23 protein-coding genes are annotated in these 21,075 nt (G+C 67.0%); 10 read left to right on the top strand and 13 right to left on the bottom strand.

The annotated features are described in order from the left end of the window. Positions 1-83 precede the first annotated feature (83 nt). Positions 84-608 carry a helix-turn-helix domain-containing protein gene (locus NDI54_RS10515; protein WP_310896405.1) on the top strand — a complete coding sequence of 175 codons (525 nt, stop codon included), beginning with the start codon at positions 84-86 and terminating at the stop codon, positions 606-608. A gap of 7 nt (positions 609-615) precedes the next feature. Here NDI54_RS10515 and NDI54_RS10510 read toward each other — a convergent pair whose 3' ends face one another. Beyond that, complete coding sequence (locus NDI54_RS10510; RefSeq protein ID WP_310896404.1) at positions 616-1,089, bottom strand: DUF6789 family protein; 474 nt, start codon at positions 1,087-1,089, stop codon at positions 616-618. Positions 1,090-1,239: 150 nt separating this feature from the next. On the opposite strand from NDI54_RS10510, the gene NDI54_RS10505 reads away from it, so the two are divergent. Continuing rightward, the gene (locus tag NDI54_RS10505) at positions 1,240-1,812 is read left to right on the top strand and encodes a peroxidase-related enzyme (RefSeq protein ID WP_310896403.1); all 573 of its coding nucleotides are present in this window, start codon (positions 1,240-1,242) and stop codon (positions 1,810-1,812) included. 27 nt (positions 1,813-1,839) lie between these two features. Here NDI54_RS10505 and NDI54_RS10500 read toward each other — a convergent pair whose 3' ends face one another. Next, positions 1,840-2,007, bottom strand: a complete 168-nt coding sequence (locus NDI54_RS10500) for an FmdB family zinc ribbon protein (RefSeq protein ID WP_310896402.1) — start codon at positions 2,005-2,007, stop codon at positions 1,840-1,842. A gap of 143 nt (positions 2,008-2,150) precedes the next feature. Here NDI54_RS10500 and NDI54_RS10495 point away from each other — a divergent pair, with 143 nt between their 5' ends. From NDI54_RS10495 to NDI54_RS10475, 5 genes are all read left to right on the top strand, one after another. After that, entirely contained in the window at positions 2,151-2,288 is a 138-nt protein-coding gene (locus tag NDI54_RS10495; RefSeq protein ID WP_004964745.1) for a hypothetical protein, read from the top strand. A gap of 85 nt (positions 2,289-2,373) precedes the next feature. Beyond that, positions 2,374-3,354 (top strand): 4-demethylwyosine synthase TYW1, encoded by a 981-nt coding sequence (twy1, locus tag NDI54_RS10490; protein ID WP_310896401.1) that lies wholly within the window; start codon positions 2,374-2,376, stop codon positions 3,352-3,354. A 190-nt stretch (positions 3,355-3,544) separates the two neighbouring features. Next, positions 3,545-4,243, top strand: coding sequence for a DUF120 domain-containing protein (locus NDI54_RS10485; protein ID WP_310896400.1), 699 nt, complete (start codon positions 3,545-3,547; stop codon positions 4,241-4,243). Continuing rightward, complete coding sequence (gene ribB, locus NDI54_RS10480) at positions 4,230-4,904, top strand: 3,4-dihydroxy-2-butanone-4-phosphate synthase (protein WP_310896399.1); 675 nt, start codon at positions 4,230-4,232, stop codon at positions 4,902-4,904. Before NDI54_RS10485 ends, ribB begins: the two co-directional genes overlap by 14 nt. A 172-nt stretch (positions 4,905-5,076) precedes the next feature. Then, positions 5,077-6,009, top strand: a complete 933-nt coding sequence (locus tag NDI54_RS10475; protein ID WP_310896398.1) for a branched-chain amino acid transaminase — start codon at positions 5,077-5,079, stop codon at positions 6,007-6,009. 18 nt (positions 6,010-6,027) lie between these two features. On the opposite strand, the gene NDI54_RS10470 is transcribed toward NDI54_RS10475, so the two are convergent. The 3 genes from NDI54_RS10470 to NDI54_RS10460 form a co-directional block, all read right to left on the bottom strand. Continuing rightward, entirely contained in the window at positions 6,028-6,687 is a 660-nt protein-coding gene (locus tag NDI54_RS10470) for a DUF502 domain-containing protein (RefSeq protein ID WP_310896397.1), read from the bottom strand. A 113-nt stretch (positions 6,688-6,800) separates the two neighbouring features. Then, positions 6,801-7,976: a galactonate dehydratase gene (gene dgoD / locus NDI54_RS10465; protein WP_310896396.1), complete on the bottom strand. Its 1,176-nt coding sequence runs from the start codon at positions 7,974-7,976 to the stop codon at positions 6,801-6,803. A gap of 194 nt (positions 7,977-8,170) precedes the next feature. Continuing rightward, positions 8,171-9,055, bottom strand: coding sequence for a ketopantoate reductase family protein (locus tag NDI54_RS10460; protein WP_310896395.1), 885 nt, complete (start codon positions 9,053-9,055; stop codon positions 8,171-8,173). Between the two features lie 87 nt (positions 9,056-9,142). Between NDI54_RS10460 and NDI54_RS10455 the strand changes: the two genes are divergently transcribed. Continuing rightward, positions 9,143-9,700: a hypothetical protein gene (locus NDI54_RS10455; protein ID WP_310896394.1), complete on the top strand. Its 558-nt coding sequence runs from the start codon at positions 9,143-9,145 to the stop codon at positions 9,698-9,700. A 2-nt stretch (positions 9,701-9,702) separates the two neighbouring features. Here the strand turns inward: NDI54_RS10455 and NDI54_RS10450 are convergent, their stop codons facing one another. The 3 genes from NDI54_RS10450 to NDI54_RS10440 all read right to left on the bottom strand — a co-directional run bounded on the left by NDI54_RS10450 (position 9,703) and on the right by NDI54_RS10440 (position 12,639). After that, complete coding sequence (locus tag NDI54_RS10450; protein ID WP_310896393.1) at positions 9,703-10,005, bottom strand: DUF7130 family rubredoxin-like protein; 303 nt, start codon at positions 10,003-10,005, stop codon at positions 9,703-9,705. A 142-nt stretch (positions 10,006-10,147) separates the two neighbouring features. Next, on the bottom strand, positions 10,148-11,356 hold the full coding sequence (gene metX, locus NDI54_RS10445; protein WP_310896392.1) for a homoserine O-acetyltransferase MetX: 1,209 nt from the start codon (positions 11,354-11,356) through the stop codon (positions 10,148-10,150). Then, positions 11,353-12,639, bottom strand: coding sequence for an O-acetylhomoserine aminocarboxypropyltransferase/cysteine synthase family protein (locus NDI54_RS10440; RefSeq protein WP_310896391.1), 1,287 nt, complete (start codon positions 12,637-12,639; stop codon positions 11,353-11,355). Before NDI54_RS10440 ends, metX begins: the two co-directional genes overlap by 4 nt. A gap of 143 nt (positions 12,640-12,782) precedes the next feature. On the opposite strand from NDI54_RS10440, the gene NDI54_RS10435 reads away from it, so the two are divergent. Continuing rightward, positions 12,783-13,736: an AAA family ATPase gene (locus NDI54_RS10435; protein WP_310896390.1), complete on the top strand. Its 954-nt coding sequence runs from the start codon at positions 12,783-12,785 to the stop codon at positions 13,734-13,736. Positions 13,737-13,738: 2 nt separating this feature from the next. Here NDI54_RS10435 and NDI54_RS10430 read toward each other — a convergent pair whose 3' ends face one another. From NDI54_RS10430 to NDI54_RS10410, 5 genes are read right to left on the bottom strand one after another with little or no spacing between them, the layout of a single operon-like run. Further along, on the bottom strand, positions 13,739-14,164 hold the full coding sequence (locus NDI54_RS10430; RefSeq protein WP_310896389.1) for an SHOCT domain-containing protein: 426 nt from the start codon (positions 14,162-14,164) through the stop codon (positions 13,739-13,741). 45 nt (positions 14,165-14,209) lie between these two features. Further along, positions 14,210-15,823, bottom strand: coding sequence for a DUF7519 family protein (locus NDI54_RS10425; protein WP_310896388.1), 1,614 nt, complete (start codon positions 15,821-15,823; stop codon positions 14,210-14,212). A 2-nt stretch (positions 15,824-15,825) separates the two neighbouring features. Beyond that, positions 15,826-17,214: a DUF58 domain-containing protein gene (locus NDI54_RS10420; RefSeq protein ID WP_310896387.1), complete on the bottom strand. Its 1,389-nt coding sequence runs from the start codon at positions 17,212-17,214 to the stop codon at positions 15,826-15,828. Positions 17,215-17,216: 2 nt separating this feature from the next. After that, entirely contained in the window at positions 17,217-17,816 is a 600-nt protein-coding gene (locus NDI54_RS10415) for a DUF7269 family protein (protein WP_310896386.1), read from the bottom strand. Continuing rightward, a complete protein-coding gene (locus NDI54_RS10410) occupies positions 17,816-20,599 on the bottom strand; it encodes a transglutaminase TgpA family protein (RefSeq protein ID WP_310896385.1) in 2,784 nt (927 codons plus the stop codon). Before NDI54_RS10410 ends, NDI54_RS10415 begins: the two co-directional genes overlap by 1 nt. Before the next feature lie 149 nt (positions 20,600-20,748). On the opposite strand from NDI54_RS10410, the gene NDI54_RS10405 reads away from it, so the two are divergent. Continuing rightward, positions 20,749-21,024: a hypothetical protein gene (locus tag NDI54_RS10405; RefSeq protein WP_310896384.1), complete on the top strand. Its 276-nt coding sequence runs from the start codon at positions 20,749-20,751 to the stop codon at positions 21,022-21,024. Positions 21,025-21,075 lie beyond the last annotated feature (51 nt).

Below are 21,075 nucleotides of genomic sequence, written 5' to 3'. Positions count from 1 at the left end.
CGCGAAACGCGGCCCGCAGACGTACATGTCAGTTACCTCGACCATACCTGAAGCTTCTATCGGCGGGGCGAGTAGCCCGTCGTATGACATCCCCTGCCGACGAGACGCGGCTGTTCGAGTGTGGGACCTGTGGCGGCGTCGGCATCGGCCCGAATCGCCCGACCTGCTGTGACGAGCCGATGACCGGAATCGAAACGACGGAGGCGGCGGTCAGCGAGCCGAGCCTTGAAACCCTGCTGCGGACCGTCTTCGATATGTCCGGCACCGAACTGGACGTTTGTCTCTGCGTGATGGAGGGCGGCGAGCTTACTGTCACAGAGCTGGCCGAACAGATCGGCTACGACCGGAGCGTCGTCGCGCGCCATCTCAACCATCTCGCTGAACTGGGCGTCGTCGAGAAGCGCCGGCGCATCAGGCCGGAGGGTGGCCACGTGTATGTCTACACCCCACAGCCGCCCGACGTAGTGCGGGAGCGGCTCCGCGGAGAGTTCCTGTCGTGGGTTCGGATGGCGACCGCGCAGCTGGACGGCCTGCAACGCGAGAAGGTCGAGGCGATAGCCGACGCCGAGACCGGCGAGCGCCAGTGGACCGTGTTTCAGGAGCAATAGCGGAGCATCACAGCCGATCCGCGGTGACGGCGTAGACGCCGCCGAGAACGACGCCGTAAACGACGTGCCACAGCAGCGACGGCGGCGCGAAGTTCGGGAACGGCGGCGAGGCTGGCGAGCCGACGACGCCGAGCCAGAGCGGCATCACAAGCGCGGCGAAGACGGCCCACGTGACGACACCCCAGCCGACGCCGAGGCCGAGCAGTTTCCCGGACGAGTCCGTGTGCAACAGACTCGCCAGCCCGGCGAACAGCACGCCCATTACGGCCCCGTGTGAGAGGTGGACGACGAGGCCGGCCCCCGGACTCGGCGGCGGCGCGAGCCCGTAGAGGGACGGAATTGCGACGGCGAGTGTCGGGGGATTCATTACCAGTATCAGCGCCCCCATGACGGCGCTCCCGGCGATGCCGCCGAGGACGCCCGCTTTCCAGTTGCCGGTGCCGAAATCGTAGGTCTGTGTCGTTTCTGTCGTCGTTGACATGCATCCGAAATATCCGCACGGGTGACGAAAGCGACGGCGGGGCTGTTCGATCCGGCACCACGTCCCCCCAAGAGCTATACGCCGGCTCTCGGCGGCCATGACCAGACAGGCGGCGAACTTTCAAGCCGAGGCCGGGCGGACATGTGTGTCATGGTAGACTCCGACACGGTGATGGGTCGATTCGAAGCCCCGGATGTAGACGACCTTCCCGAAGACCTGCAGGACCGGATCGCCGAGGAGACCGACCGCGCCGGCTTCACGCCGAACATCTTCCCAGCGATGGCGTATCGCCCGTCGCACTTCCGGGCGTTTTTCGCGTATCACGACGCGCTAGTCGAGGAGACAGCGCTGGAACGGGAAGAAATCGAGATGATTATCGTCGCCGTCAGCGGCGTCAACGACTGCCTCTACTGCATCGTGGCCCACGGCGCGCTGCTGCGTATCTACGCCGACGCACCGAAGCTCGCCGAGCAGGTCGCCGCGAACCACCGCACGGCCGACATCAACGAGACACACAGGGCGATGCTTGATTTCGCGGTGAAACTGACCGAATCGCCAGCCCGTATCGAAAACGCGGACCTCGAACGGCTGGAAGAGTACGGTTACAGCCGCCGCGCTATCTGGGATATCGGCAGCGTCGCCGCCTTCTTCAACCTCTCGAACCGCCTGGCACAGCTCGCCGACATCCGCCCGAACGACGAGTTCTACGACCTGGGCCGCTGAGGCGGGCGGCGTACTGGCTCCCCAGCCTCACGCCGCTTCCGCTGGCCGCACCGCCCCAGCGCCACACTCCGGGCAGGTCAGGTCCTCAACCGTCGCCGCGCGCTGTGCGAACTCGGTCCCGCAGTCGCCACAGCGGAACCGGTAGTGCTGGTCCCCGGAGCCGAACAGCTCGGAGACCGTGTCAATCACACCCATACTAGAGCCCTCAACGTCGAAGCCCCAAAATCTTCCGGCTGAGATACATTTTCGACGGGTTTTGATACATATAGTATACGTCACAGCGCGTATCTATACACCTAGTAGTTCTGGTCTTGCCTATCAGGGGCATCCACAGGTGTATGAACAAAACACTCTATCTGATGCAGAAGGACAGCGAAACGCGGATCGAAGTCGACGACGACGGCTACGACCGAATCATGGAGAACGGCAACGTCGTCGGCCACCACATGAGCAACCCCATCGTCAAGCTGACGTGAGCGGCTAGACAGCGAAGTCCGGACGTATCGCGGCTGACGCACAACATCCGGGAGTTTTTGCCGCTGGCTGTCGAAGCCGATAGCAATGAGTGACGCCGACGGCGGTCCGAAGCAGGTCTCGGACCCGGCCTACCACAGCGAGAACCACACGGCCGCCCAGACCTGCGGCTGGACGAAAAACGCCATGCGCGGGGAAGGCAAGTGTTACAAGTACATTTTCTACGGCATCGAGTCCCACCGCTGCATCCAGATGACGCCGGTCGTCAAGTGCAACGAGCGCTGTGTCTTCTGCTGGCGGGACCACGCCGGCCACGCCTACGAACTCGGCGACGTGGAGTGGGACGACCCCGCCGCTGTCGCCGACGCCTCCGTGGAGCTCCAGCGGAAACTCCTCTCCGGCTTCGGCGGCAACGACGAGGTCCCGCGCGAGGTGTTCGACCAGGCGATGGAGCCCCGCCACGTCGCTATCTCGCTTGACGGCGAACCCACACTGTACCCACACCTGCCGGAACTCATCGAGGAGTTCCACGACCGCGACATCACCACGTTCCTCGTCTCCAACGGGACCAACACGGAGATGCTGGAACGGTGTGACCCGACGCAACTGTACGTCTCCGTCGACGCTGCCGACCGCCAGACGTTCGATTCGACAGTCCAGGCGATGGAAGACGACGCGTGGGACTCGCTTATCGATACGCTGGACGTGCTGGCCGAGAAGGACGACACCCGCACCGTCATCCGGACGACGCTGGTCAAGGGCCACAACATGCACCACCCAGAGTGGTACGCGGCGATGTGTGACCGGGCCGACGCGGACTTCGTCGAGATGAAGGCGTACATGCACGTCGGCCACTCGCGGGGCCGTCTGGACCGGGATTCGATGCCCGACCACAGCGAGGTTCGGGAGTTCACCCGAGAGATGGGCGAGTACCTTCCCGACCACGACGTGCTGAAGGAGGTCGAGGACTCCCGCGTGGCGATGCTCGCCGAGGACGAGAACACGTGGGTCCCGAAACTGGAGAAGTCGAGCGAGTTCTGGGAGCAGGATCCCCTCGTTGAGTACTGAGTGAGCGTTAGCACCACCGTTACACCGATATAAAAGGGCCCGAACGTGTGAGCCAGCGCATTGAAACGTATCCGGCCGCCTAGTAATAAGTGCGTTTTCTGCCAACGCGTTCCGAGTTTGTGACCGTTCCAAATATGGAATGCATTCCACATTCGGTATGCTTATCCGGCGGGAATCCGTAGCTCATTGCATGGCTGAATCAACGGGACAGGGCGTCGGTCGGGACGAGCTGGCGACGCTGAAACTGCTCGCCCTCGACGGTGCGCTCGACGAATCGACGAAGGTGTCCTGTGCCGCTCTCGCCGAACGGCTTGACGCCTCGAACCAGACCGCCTCGCGGCGGCTCCAGCGGCTCGAAGACGCCGGGTTACTGACCCGGAACATCGTGAGCGACGGACAGGAAATCGAACTGACCGACGACGGAGAGCGCCGCCTCCAGTCCGAGTACGCCGATTATCGGCGGATCTTCGAGTCCGACGCGAGCGTCGATCTGGCCGGCGTCGTCACCTCCGGGATGGGGGAGGGCCGTCACTACATCACGCTACCGGGCTACATGGAACAGTTCATCGAGCGGCTGGGGTACGAGCCGTTCGCGGGCACGCTCAACCTCGAACTCACGGCCGAAAGCGTCCGCAAGCGAGCGCGGATGAGCGCCATCGAGCCCGTCACCATCGAAGGCTGGGAGGACGACGAGCGGACGTACGGCCCCGCGTACTGCTACCCCGCTTCGATAGAGGGCAGCGACGGCGAGTACGAGCCGGCCCACGTTATCGCACCGGAGCGGACCCACCACGACGAGGCGCAGCTCGAAGTGATTGCGCCCGAAAAGCTCCGCGAAGTGCTGGAACTGGCCGACGGTGACGAGGTGATCGTGCATGTCTCGGAGTGAGGACGCCGCCGTCGACGGAGACAGCGTCGCCGACGCCGTCGCCGCCTTCGCCCGCGGCGAACCGGTGTTGATCCACGACGCCGCCGACCGCGAAGGCGAAACCGACCTCGTCTATCCGGCCGGTGCCGTCACCACCGAGGCCGTCGCTCGGATGCGAAACGACGCCGGGGGGCTCGTCTGCGTCGCGCTCTCGGACCGCGTCGCCGAGGCGCTGGAGCTGCCGTTCATGCAGGACGTGCTCGGCCACCCGACGGCGGCCGACCACGACCTCGCCTACGACGAACGCTCCTCGTTCTCGCTAACGGTGAACCACCGCGACACGTTCACCGGCATCACGGACGACGACCGCTCGCTGACGATTCGAGAACTGGCCACCGTCGCGGCGGACCCCGACCCCGACGCTTTCAGCGAGGCGTTCCGGTCCCCAGGCCACGTCCACCTTCTTCGAGCGGCCCCGGATGGTCTGGCCGACCGCGAGGGCCACACCGAACTCGCGCTCGCGCTCGCGGCCGCGGCCGACCAGCCCGAGGCCGCCGTCGTCTGTGAGATGTTGGACGACGAGACCGGCGCGGCGCTGCCCCCGGCGGCGGCGCAGGCCTACGCCGAGCGCGAGGGACTGGTGTACGTCGAAGGCGCAAGCCTGCTAGAGCGGTTCGACTGACCCGTCGGCTGTCGAGGGGCGATGTAGTACTGCTGCTCCCGTGACGAAATTCCCGCGGACCGTCAACACTCTTAAACACGGAAAGCAATGGAGTAGATATGACACACGACGAGACAGCAGGGGGCATCACCCGCGGGCACCGTGACTGCCGACTCACCGGGGTGGTCGTGCGATGAGCGACCGCCCGGAGATGTTCGAGGGGGCCGACCGCATCTGGATGGACGGCGAGTTCGTCGACTTCGAGGACGCACAGACCCACGTCCTCACCCACGCGCTGCACTACGGCACCGGCGTCTTCGAGGGTGTCCGCTGTTACGACACCGAGCAGGGGCCGGCTATCTTCCGCTGGGAGGAGCACCTCGACCGCCTGTACAAATCCGCGAAACCGTACGACCTCGACATCGAGTTCAGCAAGGACGAACTCACCGAGGCGACGACGGAACTCATCGAGACGGAGGGGTTCGAATCCTGTTACATCCGCCCCATCGTCTACTACGGCTTCGACTCGCTGGGCGTGAGCCCGAAGAACTGCCCGACGAAGACCACCATCGCGGCCTGGCCGTGGGGCGCGTATCTGGGCGAGGAAGCCCTGGAGGAGGGCGTCGACGTGATGGTGTCGTCCTGGCGCAAGCACGCCTCTAGCCAGATTCCGACCAACATCAAGACGACTGGACTGTACGTCAACAGCATGCTCGCCGGCGAGGAGGCCCGCCGGAACGGCTACACCGAGGCCATCGTCCTGAACAAGGAGGGCAACGTCGCCGAAGGCCCCGGCGAAAACATCTTCATGGTCCGAGATGGCGAGATCTACACGCCCGGACTGGCCGAGAGCATCCTCGAAGGCATCACCCGCAACACCGCGATCACGCTCGCCGAGGAGATGGGCTACACCGTCCACGAGGAAGCGACCATCTCCCGTGGCGAACTGTACACCGCCGACGAACTGTTCTTCACCGGCACTGCGGCCGAGGTCACCCCGATACGGAGCGTCGACGACAACGAGATCGGCGAGGGGACGAAAGGACCGGTCACCGACGACATCCAGTCGGCCTTCTTCGACGTGATCGAGAGCGGCGACCGCGAAGAGTGGTTCCGCTACATCTGACGGCGCGCTGACTGCTAGTTAGTCGTCCGCGAGTTCGTCCTCGTCTGCGACCGGGATCGGCGTGGCGTTGCTGTGGTCCGTATCGCCGAAGCCGGCACTGAGGATGCGCGTCAGTGCTTCTTCGACCCGCTCGTCGACTTCCTCGTAGCGGTTGGGTTTGACCTCGACGACGTAGCCGGTCGTGATGTTCGGCGCAGTCGGCAGGAAAAGCACGTCGCGGCCGTCGTCTGTCGTCTGGCCGGTTTTGAACGCCGTCATCCGCATCCCGTCCCACACTTCGAGTTTCACCGGTGCCTGGAGTTCGCCGGTCCCCGAGACGGCCGTTTCGACCGCCATCTTCGAGGCGTTGTACACGACCCGCAGCCCGGGGACCTGGTTCATCGCGTCGTCGATGGCCCGTTCGACGATGTCGCCGAAGGCCGTCCGCATCAGATAGCCGATGGAGAACACGATGAGGATGAAGATTATCAGCGTCGTGAACACCCGAGCGAGTTCCTCAGCAGCGGCCCCGGAGGGCAGGCCAAGCGCCGCCAGTAGCTCGCTGTCGATCGGCGGGATGATGGCCGCGGACACGAGGATCGAGTAGAGATAGAGAATGACGTAAATCGTCACCAGCAGGGGCAACAGGACGATGAGGCCGCTCGCGAAATCGCGCTTCCACGACGTTGACGAGGCCATACAGGTACGTATCGGGCGCGGGATATGAGCCCTTTCCTTTGGCGTGCCCGTGGCGGTCTCACGGGCGATGGCACGGATAACTAGCCGGTCGACAGTACGGAATCGCTGCCTGGCTACCACTCGGCGACGCTGCCGTCGTCGTGTCGCCAGACCGGGTTGTGCCAGTCGACATCCTGCTGAGACTGCTCGCGGACGAACGACTCGTCGATCTCGATGCCGAGGCCGGGGTCCGTGGGAACGGTGACAAAGCCGTCCTCGTAGTCGAACACCGACGGGTCAGCCAGGTAGTCCAACACGTCCGAGGTCTCGTTGTAGTGGATGTCGATGCTCTGCTCCTGGATGAGGGCATTGGGCGAGCAGGCGTCGATCTGCACACACGACGCCAGCGCGACCGGCCCGAGCGGGCAGTGCGGGGCCATCGCTACGTCGTAGGCCTCGGCCATCGACGCGATCTTGTACACCTCGGTGATGCCACCGGCGTGGGAGAGGTCCGGCTGGATTACGTCGACGGCACCGTCCTCGAAGACCTCTTTGTAGTCCCACCGCGAGTACATCCGCTCACCGGTCGCAATCGGGATATCGGTGTGGGCCGCAAGCGCCGGCAGTGCGTCGTTGTGTTCGGGCAACACCGGCTCCTCGATGAACATCGGTTCGTAGGGCTCCATCGCGGACGCAAGCCGTTTGACCATCGGCTTCGTGACGCGGCCGTGGAAGTCGACGCCGATGTCGACTTCCGGGCCGACGGCCTCCCTGACCTCCCGGAGGCGGGTCGCGGCGGCCTCGACCGTGGCCGGGTTGTCGACGCGCTCGATCTCCGGCGTCGCGTTCATCTTCAGCGCCGTGAAGCCGGCCTCGACCTGCTCGCGGGCGGCGTCGGCCACATCGGAGGGTTCGTCGCCGCCGATCCACTGGTACACCCGAATCCGGTCCCGGGCCTGGCCGCCCAGGAGCTGGTGGACCGGCGCGCCGAGTTGCTTCCCCTTGATGTCCCACAGCGCCTGATCGATGCCGGCGATGGCGGACATCAAGACCGGGCCGCCGCGGTAGAACCCGCCGCGGTACATCGCCTGCCAGTGGTCCTGGATGTTTTCGGGGTTCTCCCCGATGAGATACCCCTCCAGCAGTTCTTCGACGGCGGCACGTACGGTGTGGGCCCGCCCTTCGACGACGGGTTCGCCCCAGCCGACGGTGCCGTCAGCGGTCTCCAATCGCAGGAAGAGCCACCGCGGGGGGACCTCGAACAGTTCGTAGTCGACGATGCGGTTCCCGCCCGCGTCGTCCGCTGTCATTCCAGTACCCTCCACGCTGTGGTACGTGAACTATTCCCATTGGCATCGATACGCGGCAGTTCGAGAGGCTGTACCGCGGTTTGTCCGATCATATGCGAGACCATAGGTGACACTTATTTAGTCGTTGTGTCATGCCCGAAGCGTCCGTCAGCCACCGATATCCCGCTCACCTCTCGCGTCGAGTGCCGACGACCCTACCGCTCGCGGTGCCGTTCCCACGTACGGACGAGACCGGTCAGCGTCTCGTTCACGGGCACCGGTTCCGTCGCGGTGTCGACGACGTAGCCGTTGATGGCGTCGATTTCCGTTTGCTGGCCGGCAGAGATGTCCTGATACATCGACGAATGGTTAGCGGCGGTGTCGTGGACGACCGCCTCGACGAGCGAAACCGCACGCTCACCGGAGAGGTCGATACCCTGCTCGCGGGCGACAGCGGCCGTCTCCCGTGCGGCGTCCGCGGCGAGGGCGTCGGCCGGCGAGTCGGCGAGCGCGCCGTTCTCCACGCGAGCCAGTGCCGTCACGGCGTTGATGCCGGCGTTGACCGCGAGCTTCTCCCAGAGGCGGGTCGGCATGTCCGCTGCGACGGTCGTCTCGATGCCGGCCGCACGGAATGCCGTGCCGATGTCGTCGGCGACCGCGGACCGACCGCCGTTGCGGTCCCCCAGCACGACATCGCCGCGGCCAGTGAACGCGACAGTGCCCGGTTCTCGAAGGCGTGCGCCGTAGGAACACGTCCCCGCGAGCACCGGACAGTCGAGTTCGGCGGCCAACTGCGCTTCGTTGCCCATCCCGTTCTGGAGCGAGAGGCAGGCATCGAGAGTGCAGTCCGCGAGGGCAGCCGCTACGCCAGCGGTGTCGTAGGCCTTGACCGTCACCAGCGCGAGATCGGTACTGGTCGGGATCGTCGTCTGTGCGGTCGGCCGGACCCGAAACTGCTCGGTGCCGACGACCGAGAGCCCGTTCTCGGTGACGGTGCGCACGTGTGGCTCCCGGCCTACGAGCGTCACGTCGTGTTCGCGGGCGAGCAGGCCACCGACGAGGCTGCCGAGGCTCCCGGCCCCGACGACGACGATATCCATACCGACGGGCACGTTCGGCCCGGACAAAAACCCATCACCGGCGGGCGAAATCAGCACGCACTTGGCCGCGAGTCATGAAGGAAGGGCATGGGCGACTCCGACGACGCCGAGGCGGTAGTTCGGGCCATCGACGAGATCGGTATCGACCGGCTGACCGAGACAATCGTCACGGCGTGGGCGGGCATCGGTGACGGCGTTGAGCCGGGACCGACCTGGCCCCAGGACGAAACCACACGGCGCTTCGAACTGTCCGACCCCGACGAAGCGGTCGGGCTGGACCTGCTCGCGGCGGTGCTGGACGCGTCCCCGCGGACACCGGAAGCAGCGTTCGTCCACCTCGGTATCGGGCGGCGAGACAACCCCGGGGGCGAGCGATTCGCCGTCGAGACGCTTGCGGGCCACACCGACGTTTCAGCGACCGACACCCACACCACCGGGACGGTCCCGATGACGGCGGAGACGTTCGACGCACTGGCGCGAGTCCATGGTGAGACGCTGGTGTACGTGGTCGTCTATGACGACGACGGGCGAGCGATTCTGGAACGTGACTGGACGACGCTCCGGTTCTCGCTCCCGCCGTCGGCCATTGAGACGGTGCGGGAAGCGGTCGGGATGGCCGTCGCCGACCGGTTCGAGCGGGTGTAATTTCAGTCTTCCTGCCAGTAGTAGATGTCCTCTTTGGGCGCGTTGCAGGATGGACACTCGTCAGGGATATCCTCGATTTGCCCCATCTCGCCGCATTCCCAACAGCGCCACATCAGTTCGGCCCCGCCCGCGGCCCCTGCGCTGAGGTGCTCGCTCGACAGCGCCTCGATGCCGTCCTCGACCGTGACGTAGAACCCGTGTTCGTCGAACCCGCGGATAGTACCGAGTTCGGTGCCGTCCTCGTCGTACACCGTCTGTCCGAACGAATACTCCTCGCTTTCGATGTTCGTGGTCATGTCAGCCATACATAGAGCTAGTCGGAGCGAAATATGATAAATGCTAGCGTGTAGCGAGTTATGCATGATTAGCGAGCCGAATCGACGAACGGCATGCTCACACCCGACAGACGGTCTTACACGCACGTCGGCAAACAGCACGCCCGCAGCGCTACCGCGAGAAGAGGCTGTTGTGGACCGGCGCGAAGTCGCTCTCCTGGGAGTCCTCGACCACCGAATCGGTGACGGCCTTGCCATCGACGCCGGCGTCGAGGAAGTCAGACAGCGGCGGGCCGACGTTGTCCGGTTCGACGAGGAACGCGTCGTGGCCGTGATCGGAGTCGATGACGTGGTGGGCCACGTTCGCCTCGGCCTCTCTGAGCGAGTCGGCCAGTGCCTCCGCCTGCTGGGTGGTGAAGTGCCAGTCGGCGGTAAACGACATCACGAGCGTGTCGCCGTTGAACGCCGCCAGCGCGTCCGCGTCGGACTCGAACCCGGCGGCGAGGTCGTAGTTGTCCATTGCCCGCGTCAGATAGAGGTAGCTGTTGGCGTCGAAGCGTTCGGTGAACTTCTCGGCGTTGTAATCGAGATACGACTCCACGTCGCGGTACGGGAAGAACGCGCCCGCGGCGTCCGTGGGGAACGTGCGGACGGCGTCCCTGCCGGCGGCGCGGCGGCCGAAGCGGCGCTCCATCGACGCCTTCGAGAGGTACATCACGTGGCCCAGTTGGCGGGCCAGCGCCAGGCCGTCGCTGGGCGGCTCGTCGTCCTCGCCGTAGTAGTGGCCCTGGTTCCAGTTCGGGTCGGTTGTGATGGCCCGGCGGGCGATGGCATCCAGCGCGAGACACTGCGTATCCAGTCGCGCGGCGGCGGCGATAGGGACGATGCGGTCGACGTGGTCCGGGTGGCGCTTGGCCCACTCGAGGACGTTCATGCCGCCGACGCTGCCGCCGACGACGGCGTGGAGGTGCGGAATGCCGAGTTCGTCCAGCAGGGCGCGCTGGGCCTCGGTCCAGTCGCCGACGGTCACCGGCGGGAAGTCGGTGCCGTAAGGCTCGCCCGTCTCCGGGTTCTCGCTTTTCGGCCCCGTGGAGCCGTAACAGGAGCCCGGCACGTTCGCGCAGACGACGTAGTACTCCGTGGTGTCGATGGCCTTGCCCGGGCCGACGATGTCGTCCCACCAGGCACGGGCCTGGTCGGCGCTGTCGACGCGGTCGCGGCCCGCGACGTGGGCGCTCCCGGTCAGCGCGTGACAGATCAGCACCGCGTTGTCGCCGTCAAACTCCCCGTAGGCTTCGTAGGTGATTTCGAGCTCCGGAATCGTCTCCCCGGAGTCGAACTCGAACTCGCCAAGCGAGACGGTGTCGTGGTCGACGTTCATGTCACGCGGTCGATTGTGGCGTCGATGTCCCCGATGATGTCTTCCGGGTCCTCGATGCCGACGCTGAACCGGAGGAGGTCCGGCGTCACGCCGCTGGCGCGCTGTTCTTCCTCACTGAGCTGGGCGTGAGTGGTCGAGGCCGGGTGGATGACCAGCGTCTTCGCGTCGCCGATGTTGGCGAGGAACTGCGCGAGTTCGGTCTCCTCACAGAACCGCCGGCCGGCATCATATCCCTCTTCCAGCCCGAAGGTGACGATACCGCCGAACCCGCCGGAGAGGTACTGCTGTGCCAGGTCGTGAGTCTCGTGGCTCTCCAGCCCGGGATAGGTGACCCAGGCGACCTCGGGGTGGTCGTCGAGGTGCTGTGCGACCGTCATCGCGTTCTCGCAGTGGCGTTCCATCCGCAAGGAGAGCGTCTCCGTCCCCTGGAGGGTCGCCCAGGCGTCGAACGGCTTCTGGCCGTCGCCCAGCGAGCGGAGGGCGCGCTGGCGAGCGGCGACAGAGAAGGCGCGGTCGCCGAAGGCATCGGTGAAGTTCTTCCCGAAAGCCTCGTTCTCGCCGCCCAGTTCCGGGAACTTCTCGGGGTACTCGTCCCAGGGGAACGAGCCGCCGTCAACGAGGACGCCGCCGACGGTCGTCCCGGAGCCGTGGATCCACTTCGTCGTCGACTCCCAGAGGAGGTCCACGCCGTGGTCGAGCGGGTTACAGAGCGCCGGCGTCCCGAACGTGTTGTCGACGAAGACGGGGACGCCGTGGTCGTGAGCGACCTCGGAAATCTCCTCCATCGGCGGGGTCACGAGCGAGGGGTTCCCGATGGTCTCGAAGTGGACGTAGGCCGTGTCCTCATCGATGGCCGCGGCGTAGGCCTCCGGGTCGAGCGTGTCGACGAAGCGGGTCTCGATGCCCCGGCGGCTGGCGGTATTGGAATAGTAGGAGTGGGTGCCGCCGTAGATGGAGGAGGCCGTCACGATGTTGTCGCCGTTGGCCGCGAGGACGAACGTCCCGGCGTCGAGCGCGGCCATCCCCGAGCCCGTCGCAACGGCGTCGACGGCGTTTTCGAGCGAGGCGATACGGTTTTCGAGCATCCGGACCGTCGGATTGTCGAACCGCGAGTAGACGTTGCCATCGTCCTCCAGGGCGTACCGGTCGGCCGCAGTGTCGGCGTCCTCGAAGACGTACGAGGAGGTCTGATAAATGGGCGGCGCGCGTGCCCCCGTCGCCGGGTCCGGCTCCTCCTGGCCGGCGTGGACACAGCGCGTCCCGAATCCGTAGTCGTTAGTCATGTGCAGTATGCATATATCTCCAGCTATCTATAACTCAGAGTTACGGCAATACTCTCTGATTGTGATGGTGTGCCACGGCAACAGTCCGTCGTCCGGCGAAACCGATGGAGAGAGTATTTGTCGGTGGCTGTCTACACGCCGGTATGGACCACGACACTGCCGGACGAACCAGCCGACAGATCCTCGACGCCGTCGGCAGTGCCGTCATCGCCGACGACCACTTCCTCGAAACCGTCATGACCGGGATTCTCGCCAGAGGCCACGTCCTGCTGGAAGACGTGCCAGGCACGGGGAAGACGCTCACCGCCCAGTCGTTCGCGACGGCGCTTGACCTCTCCTTCAAGCGGGTGCAGTTCACCCCGGACCTCCTGCCGTCGGATATCACCGGCTCGAACGTGTTCAACGAGGCCACCGGGGAGTTCGACTTCCAGCCCGGCCCCGTCTTCGCCAACGTCGTGCTGGCCGACGAGATCAACCGCGCGCCGCCAAAGACCCAGGCCGCGTTGCTTGAGGCGATGGGCGAGAAACAGGTGACCGTCGACGGCGTGACCCACGACCTCCCGGAGCCGTTTTTCGTCATCGCCACGCAGAACCCCGTCGAGCAGGAGGGAACCTTCGGCCTGCCAGAGGCGCAACGGGACCGCTTCATCGTGAAAACGTCAATGGGGTACCCCGACTTCGGCGGCGAGCGCGAACTCATCGACCGCCGCGCCGACCGGACGGCTCAGGCCCCGAGCGTCACCAGCGTCATCGACGGCGACCGCCTCCCGGCGCTCCAGCGAACTGTCGAAACGGTCACCGTCGACGGCACGCTCCGGGACTACGTCGTCGAACTGGGCCGGGCCACCCGCGAGGATGACCGCGTCGAGGTCGGCGTCTCGCCGCGTGGCATCCAGCGGCTGTTCGAGGCGACCCGCGCCGCCGCAGTGCTTGACGGCCGCGACTACGCCGTCCCCGACGACGTGAAGACCGTCGTCGAGGAGGCATTCGCCCACCGACTCGTCCTGACCGCCGACGCGGGCGTCCGTGGCGTCGACCCGGCGACCGTCGTTGACGATGTGCTGGACCGCGTCGAGGTGCCGGCCGTCAGCCCCTGAGTTCACGTCTCCTCGGTCTCGTGCTGTCGCTCCCGCGCTTTGTCTCGGACTGCCGCATCGTCTTCGATATCCTCCAGCGTCTCCGTTTCGAGTAATCGCTCCAGCTTTCGCTCGAACTGTTCGTCGGTCAGTTCCCCCTCGGCGTACCGTCGACGGAGGCGCTCCAGCGGCGTCTCGTCGGTGTCGGCTGATGACGCCCGGGGCGTCTCTGTCTCGTCGACGCTCGCTTCCGCCACCGCCTCGTCTTCGTCCGCATCGCCGTACAGCAGTTCGACCAGCGGAACGACCACAACGTAGCCGACGAGCAGCGCCACGAGCCACCACTCCTGGCCGGTGAACATGGCTGCGAGCCAGAATCCCGTGACGGCCAGCGAAGCGAGTGCCGTCGCGTTGTCTCTGACTCGTTCGCGTGGGGACCGCGCAGTCATACTGTTGGCTTGACAGCACTGCACAAAGGCTTGTTCGGTGCCACCCTATCGTATCGCAGCCACCAGCGCCAGCACGGCGACGAGACAGACCACGAGGCCCGCCACAGCGACGGACGGTTCCACGACGATAGCGCCCCGAGCGACGCCAGACAAGCCGAGCGTCGCCGCCGCGCCGATACCGCCGACTGCGACGGTCCCGCCGGTGTGGACGAGTTCAGTGCGGCGCGTCGCGGCCCCGGCTCCGGCCTCGTGTCCGAGCGTCGTCCCGAAAGAGCCGGCGTCCCAGACGACGACGGCACCGACAAGGCCCGCGAGTACCAGCCACGTCGGGGTGGCAAGCGTCGCGGCGAAGGCGCTGGCACTGAACAGGCCGGCCGCAGCGAGCGTGACGCCGGCCGTCCGCTCGCGTAGGTAGTTCGCTGCCAACAGCAGCCACAGCTGTCCGGTTGCACTGATGACCGAAAACAACGCCGCGACAACCAGCGCTAGCGTGACAGTCTCGGGGCCGTACACGTCCAGTATCGGGACAAGGACCTGTTCGACGGCCGCCGCGGCCGGGGTTGCCCGGAGCGCCGTCTCGATAGCACCAATCGCCGGCCCCGCGACCACCACCGCGGCGAGCGTGATGACGCCGCCGCCGACGTAGGGCGCGAGGACGGTCCCGACGCGGTCGGCCGAACTCTGGACCGCCCGCCGCAGGAACCAGACGGTCACCGAGACGGCCATCCCCCCGAGGAACAGCCACCAGAGGGGACCCCGGAGACCCGGTGCGGCCGTGACTGCGACGACGAGGTCGTACAGCCCGCCCGGGAGCGCGCCGGCGAGCACCTGCTGGCCGAGAGCCAGTTCGACCAGCCCGGCGACGGGGGCTATCAACAGGGCAAGTCGCCCCGTCCATCGGAACGTTCGCTCAGCGGCGTCGACGGCCCTGCCGATGTCGGGCGCGTCGCTCGTCTCCGGGACGAGTTCAGCCAGCGGCAGGGAATCGACGCCCCGGGCCAGCGCCGCGGCGGCGAGTGCGAGCAACAGACTGAAAATGGCGATGTGCGTCCGCCCGGGCACCGGGTCGAACACCGGCCCAAGCACCCGAGTGAGGACCTCGCCGGTCAGTTGCTGGACGCCCGGCGTCCCGGCGTTTGACTGCAGGTAGTCGACGGCCCCCCGCGTGAACAGCGCCAGGGCGACGGCGAAGGGAACGACGGTCGTCCGCACGACGACGCCGCCATAGGTCGCCACCCGCTCGGTGTCGACGACGCCGCGGGTGGCCGCACTCGCACCGAAGACGGCGGTCAGGCAGCCGAGGACGACGAAGACCTGCGACAGCAGCGTGACGACCGCGGGGCGGACGCCGGCCTGCGAGGAGACCGGAAACAGTTCGGCACCCAGCACGACGACTGCGCCGAGGCTGGCGACCGAGAACCCGACGGCGACCGGCAACACGAGGACGCTTGCCAGGACGCTGCCGGCCGCCTGCCAGCGGTCCCAGCCGCTCAACCACAGCGACAGCGCCAGCAGGACACCGGTTGCCGCACCGACGAGCGCGGCCCGGTCGGCTGAGACGGTTCCCAGCAGTCCCGCGACCAGCAGCGCCGTCACGCCGACGACGGTCACGAGACTGGTCGAGGGCATCCGGGTCGAGAGTGTGGTGTGGTCGTCCATGGTTACACGCTGAACAGGTCCGCAAGCGAGGCCCGCAGCGCCACGTCGATGGGGCTGTCGAGGTCCCAGTCGATGACGGTCGCGCCAGCCAGTTCGGCCCGCTGGATTCGGGCGGTGCGCTCGGTGCCGGCGACGGCCGCGCCAAGCGAGTCTCCGCGGGCCAGCGACGGGCTCACGAGCGTCGTCGGGTAGTCACGGACCGCGAGTGACGACACCAGCGAGACGGGCCAGTCGTCGGCGGCCGGCGAGAACACGACCACCTGCGCGGTCGGCGGCAGTCGGGCGAGTACGGCGAGCAGGGCCGGGTCCTCGACTGTGCCGCCGTCGGCCGTCGTCACCTGCATGTCGCTCCCGCGAGGCTGCTCCGGAGGGGTGTCCTCGGACACGTCAGCGTCACCGGCCGCGTCGGCAGCCGACTGCCGGGCCGCGGCCCGGCCTACGCTGTCGAACACCTGTCTCGCGTGGGCGGCCGCGTGACCGCCCGAAGCGTCGACCCACGCCAGTCCGTCGGGGCCGAGCCCGCCGGGCACGTCTTCCGGGGCCAAACCGACGGCACAGACGCTTGCGACGACACTGGTCCGAGAGAGGGCGTCGAACAGGCGCTCGGCGGCGTAGGCCGACAGTTCGGCGCCGGTCGGGAACCCCGGCTCGGGCGTCACGCGGGCCGGCGGCCGGGCGTCGACGACCAGCACCGTCCTGACGGCCTGTTCCTCCCGGTAGTCGATGGTCGTCAGCTCGTCGGTCTTGGCGTAACGCCGCCAGTCGATGCGGTTGACCGGGTCCCCGGGCTGGTAGCTCCGCGTCGAGTGGAACTCCAGCCCGCTGCCCCCGGTGTCGGTCGGGAGCGTCCCCGCCCGCGGGAGCGTCGCGTCGGCCATCGGCACCTCGGAAACGGTGTTCGAGCAGGTCAGCGTCCCGTCGCCGGCCACTGGCAGGTCGACAGTCACCTCGTCGCTGGCCGACAGCGTCCGCACCCGCACCGCGGCGGCGTCGAACGTGTAGGTCCCGCGCTTTGCCATCACGGCGTAGGACAGCGTCGCGCTCTCGTTTGGCCGCAGGGAGGTACAGCACCGCGGCGACCCTTCGATGATGGCCAGTTCCTCGGGCACGCCGTCAATGACCCGCACGTCGGTCAGTGAGCTGTCGCCGGTGTTCGTGAGAGTGAGTTCCACCTCAACGGGTTCGCCGGGCGTCGGCTGGGCGTCGGAGACGGAGCGGGCCGCCTGCAGGTCGGTCCCTGCCGGCACCCGCGACAGTGCGCCGTAAGCGACGTAGCTGAGCGGAATCGCGGTCGCCGCGAGCAACAGCGGCTCGGCGGTCAGCAGCGAGACGCTGACGAGAAACAGCGCGGCCGCGAGGCCGCCGCTCCAGCGCCGCATGCGGCGGTGCATTGTCAGCGCTCACCCCCCGACACCCGCTCGATGGCGTCGACCGTCCGGCGGATGCGGCGGCGGCGCTCGCTCTCCGGGTCGAGCCACAGGCGTAGTCGGGCCAGCAGCGACTGCGGTTCATCCGGCGCGAGCAGCGCCGCCGCGACGCCGTCGTCAGTCCAGGTCCCCGCCCGCACCGCCTGGCCGGCGGCCTCCCGCGAGACGCCGGCTCCGATGGCGTAAGCCGTCGTCGCCGCCGTAGCGAGTCGCTCGGTGACGGTGTCCATCGCCGCGTCGTCGCCCGCAACGGCGTCGTCGATAGCCGCGTCGATGTCGGCGGCGACCAGCTGGCTCTCCGTCGCTGTCACGGCCTCGGGCGGACTGTCGACAGCCACGTCGAAGGCTGTCGGCGAGCCACCGCCGAAGAGTCCGGCGAACCAGCCCGCAAACGCCGCACAGACACCGATAATCAGGCTCCCGGCGAGGAGGATGGTCGTGGGATCAGCGCTACCGAACACGGTAGCCAGCGACTCGCCAGCAACAGTCGGAGCGAACACGAGGGAGACCGCGACAGCGGTCGCCAGCAGCCCCACAGTCCCGAAGACGACCGTTCGCAGGCGCATCAGGGCCGCCCCTCCGTCGCGTCATCGGTATCGCCGGCCTCATCGGGTTGCTGTGATCCGGCGGCCGCTTCGATGGTGCGGATCGCGTCCTCGACGGGTGCCACGTGCTCCTGTGGGTCCCGCTGACCGTACTCAACCGCCCGGAACGCGTCCCGAACCGTCCGAACCGCGGCCGGCGGGAGCCCGTCCCTTTCGATGGCGTGGGTCGCGATCTCGCCCGGCGTCCGCGTCCAGTACCGCCGGAGCGAGACGTGGGTCAGGAAGCGCGTCCACGCTTCGCGGATGGTGACGCGGGCCGCGGGCGTCCCGTCGTTCTCGCTGGATTCGCTCGCGGAGACGGCCGCCACCGCCTCGCTGGCCGCGTCTTCGGCCGCCGAGAGACGTACATCGAGCCACGCCCGCAGCGCGTCGAGCAGCGCACCCGGCGACCGACGGCCGGCGAGCAGATCCCGGAGCGCCGTGACAGTGCGTTCGAGTCGCGTGCGAAAGCGGCCCAGCAGGTCGTCGAACACCACGGCCAGCCCCACCAGCGTGCTGACGGCGAGTTCGTGTGCGGCCCGCATCCAATCCAACAGCGTTCCCGGCGTGACGTTTCGGCGACGAGCGCCGACGACCGTCCCGCCAAGGAAGACGCCCAAGACAGCCAGCACGCCCGCGGCGTTGACGAACAGCCCGCCGACGGTCGTCGTGGCCGTCTGCCCGTACTTCGAGACCGACACGGTGGCGCTGGACGCGAGCGGGAGGCCGACCGTCGTGTGGCCGTTCGCACCAGTCCGGGCCGTCGGCTCCCCGCCGACCGCGACTGTCGCGTTCGTGACAGGCTCGCCGCCCATTGTCGCGTTCACCGTCTGGCCGGCCACCGGTAGCGCCAGGGGCAGCGTCGGCGACGTTGCTATCGAGAGCTGTTCAAGCGAAACGGTCGTGTTGCCGCTGACAGCGTCGCGCTCGACGGCAACCGAGACGTTACCGGGCTGGGTCAGGAGTGTGACCGTTGCGCGTCCCTGCCGGTCCGTCGTCGCCACCTGCTCGCCGTCGACCAGTACGTCGCCGTCCCGCACCGGCACGCCATCGACAGTCGCGGTGACGGTCACCTCGCCGCCGGTGACCTGCTCGCCAGTGAGGCTCACCGACGCGGTGGTGTTCAGTTCGTAGCTCGCGTTCGTCGACTGCTGGGCCTGCGGGCCGGCGACAGCGAACGAGCGCCCGCTGTCACGCGGCACCGACGGCGCGGTGAGCGATGCCTCGTCGCCGGGTGCATCGACGGCTATCGTCAGTTCCTCATCGTAGGGGACCGTCCCGGAAACGGTGCCGTCCGGCCCCGTCGTGCCGACCGGCTTGCCGTTGAAGGACACGTCAGCGCCCTCGACCGGCGCACCGTTGCGGGTCACCGTCGCTGCCACCGCCGCACCCGGGGTCGCCGTCCGGTTGAGTTCGACGACGAACTCGCCGGACTGAGAAACGGTCTGCCCATCGCCCGAGTCGCTGGGTCCGTCGCTGTCACCAGTTCCGTCGACACCCGTTTCGGTGCCCTCGCTTTCGTCGTTCTGTGACTGCTGGCCGTCCCCGCCGGTCGCTGTCTCCTCGGTTGGCGTCGCGCCCGTCGGCGTGCCGACAGCGAACTCCTCGTCCGGGCTGCCAGATTCCGCGGCGCTGTATTCCTGACTGTTGTTTTGCATCGCCTGCTGTTCCCCTTCGAGCCGTTCCTGGCCCGGCGTCGGGTCGAACTGCACCCAGCCGACACCCTCGAAGTACACCTCGACCCACGCGTGGGCGTTCATCCCGCGGACAGTGTACCGGTTCTGGCCGGTCTGCTCGCCGGTCGAGTAGCCGACGACGTACCGCGCCGGGATGTCCTGGCTCCGCAGCATCACCGTCATCGAGGTGGCGAAGTACTCGCAGTACCCCTCGTCCATCTGGAAGATGAACTCCGAGGCCACGTCGTCCTCGGGCGGCTGGCTGACGTTCAGTGAGTAGTTCTTGTTCGCCTCTAGCCACTGCTCGATTGTCACCGCCGTTTCGTAGGGCGAGTCACTGTCTTCGGTGAGGCGGTCAGTGAAGGGACCGACCTGTGCCGAGGTCGACGCCGGCACGCCCGTGTAGCGCGATTCGATTTCGTCGGGGTAGTCCCGCCCGCTCGTCTGCAACACCTCGGGGTCGTCGGGCGGCGTCACGCTGGTCGCGCTGTAGGTCGTTCCGGGGGGCAGCGGCCGCTCGGACGTAACCGCGCCGTATTCGGTGACCATCACGTTCTCGCGCGAGACAGACTTCGGCCGCCAGACGGTCGGCAGCGACGTGGCTGACCTGGCCAGTCGGACCTCGTAGTCGACCGTCGTGTCGGCCATCCCGTCGACCGCCATCGCCCCCTCGTAGGCCTGCGGGTCCGAACGCCCGTCCCAGCCCGTGCCGGTGTACGTTTCGTACGCGCCGGTCCGCCAATACGCCGGTTCGGAACTTGTGACGGTGAAATGTGGCTCCGTGTTCTGAGACTGATACGGGCTGTCGCCGCCGTCGAGCGAGCCGCCCACGCTGGTCTGGCTCCCCGGGTTCAACGCGCCGAGTTGCCCCCCGCTGCCGCCGGTCGAGGTCCCCCCGGCCTCCCCGAACGGGTTTTCCTGGGGGAGGGGGACGAGGGACTCCATCGGGCTCTGTGTCCCACCGGGGGACAGAATCGGAAGCGTCGCCGTCGCTAGCACCACGGCGACGACACAGACGGCAGTGAGCAGGACCCTGAGGTAATCCCTATCTGCCGATACGTCGTCGAAGGGCGAGTCGTCGGAGACCACGTCGGATTACCGTATCGTCCCGTGGCTGTGGGTATAAATCTGCTGTCAGTGACGGGGACGGGGTGCCTGTCATCGTCACAGTAGTTGCTGTACCGAGGAGCACCAGCTGGTTGTAAGATATAAACCGCCGGCGGAGCAACCCAACAGCAATGACCGACGACGAAGAGACGGTCCAGTGCTGGCTGGTCGAACGCTCCAGTTTCGGCGACGAGCGCATGGTGACGCTCATCTACGCACCCCCGGCGGGCGACCGCCACCTGACCAAACAGCTCTCGCCGAACCTGCTCAGGCGCAAACGGATCACAGCGGCCATCGACGTTGAACACGAACGGCTCGAACCCGTCAACGACGAGGAGACGCGGGAGCGCTACGCCACGGAGGCCCAACGGATGGCCGAGCGCCACGAGCCCGACGCTGAGGTGTAAACGGCCACGAGACGGGCTGAGACCGCGCGCTGACTTTTCTGATTGATAACT

Source organism: Haloarcula terrestris (genome assembly GCF_031624315.1).
In the GTDB taxonomy this organism is placed as follows: Archaea; Halobacteriota; Halobacteria; order Halobacteriales; family Haloarculaceae; genus Haloarcula; species Haloarcula terrestris.
This window is presented reverse-complemented; position numbering and strand designations above follow the sequence as displayed.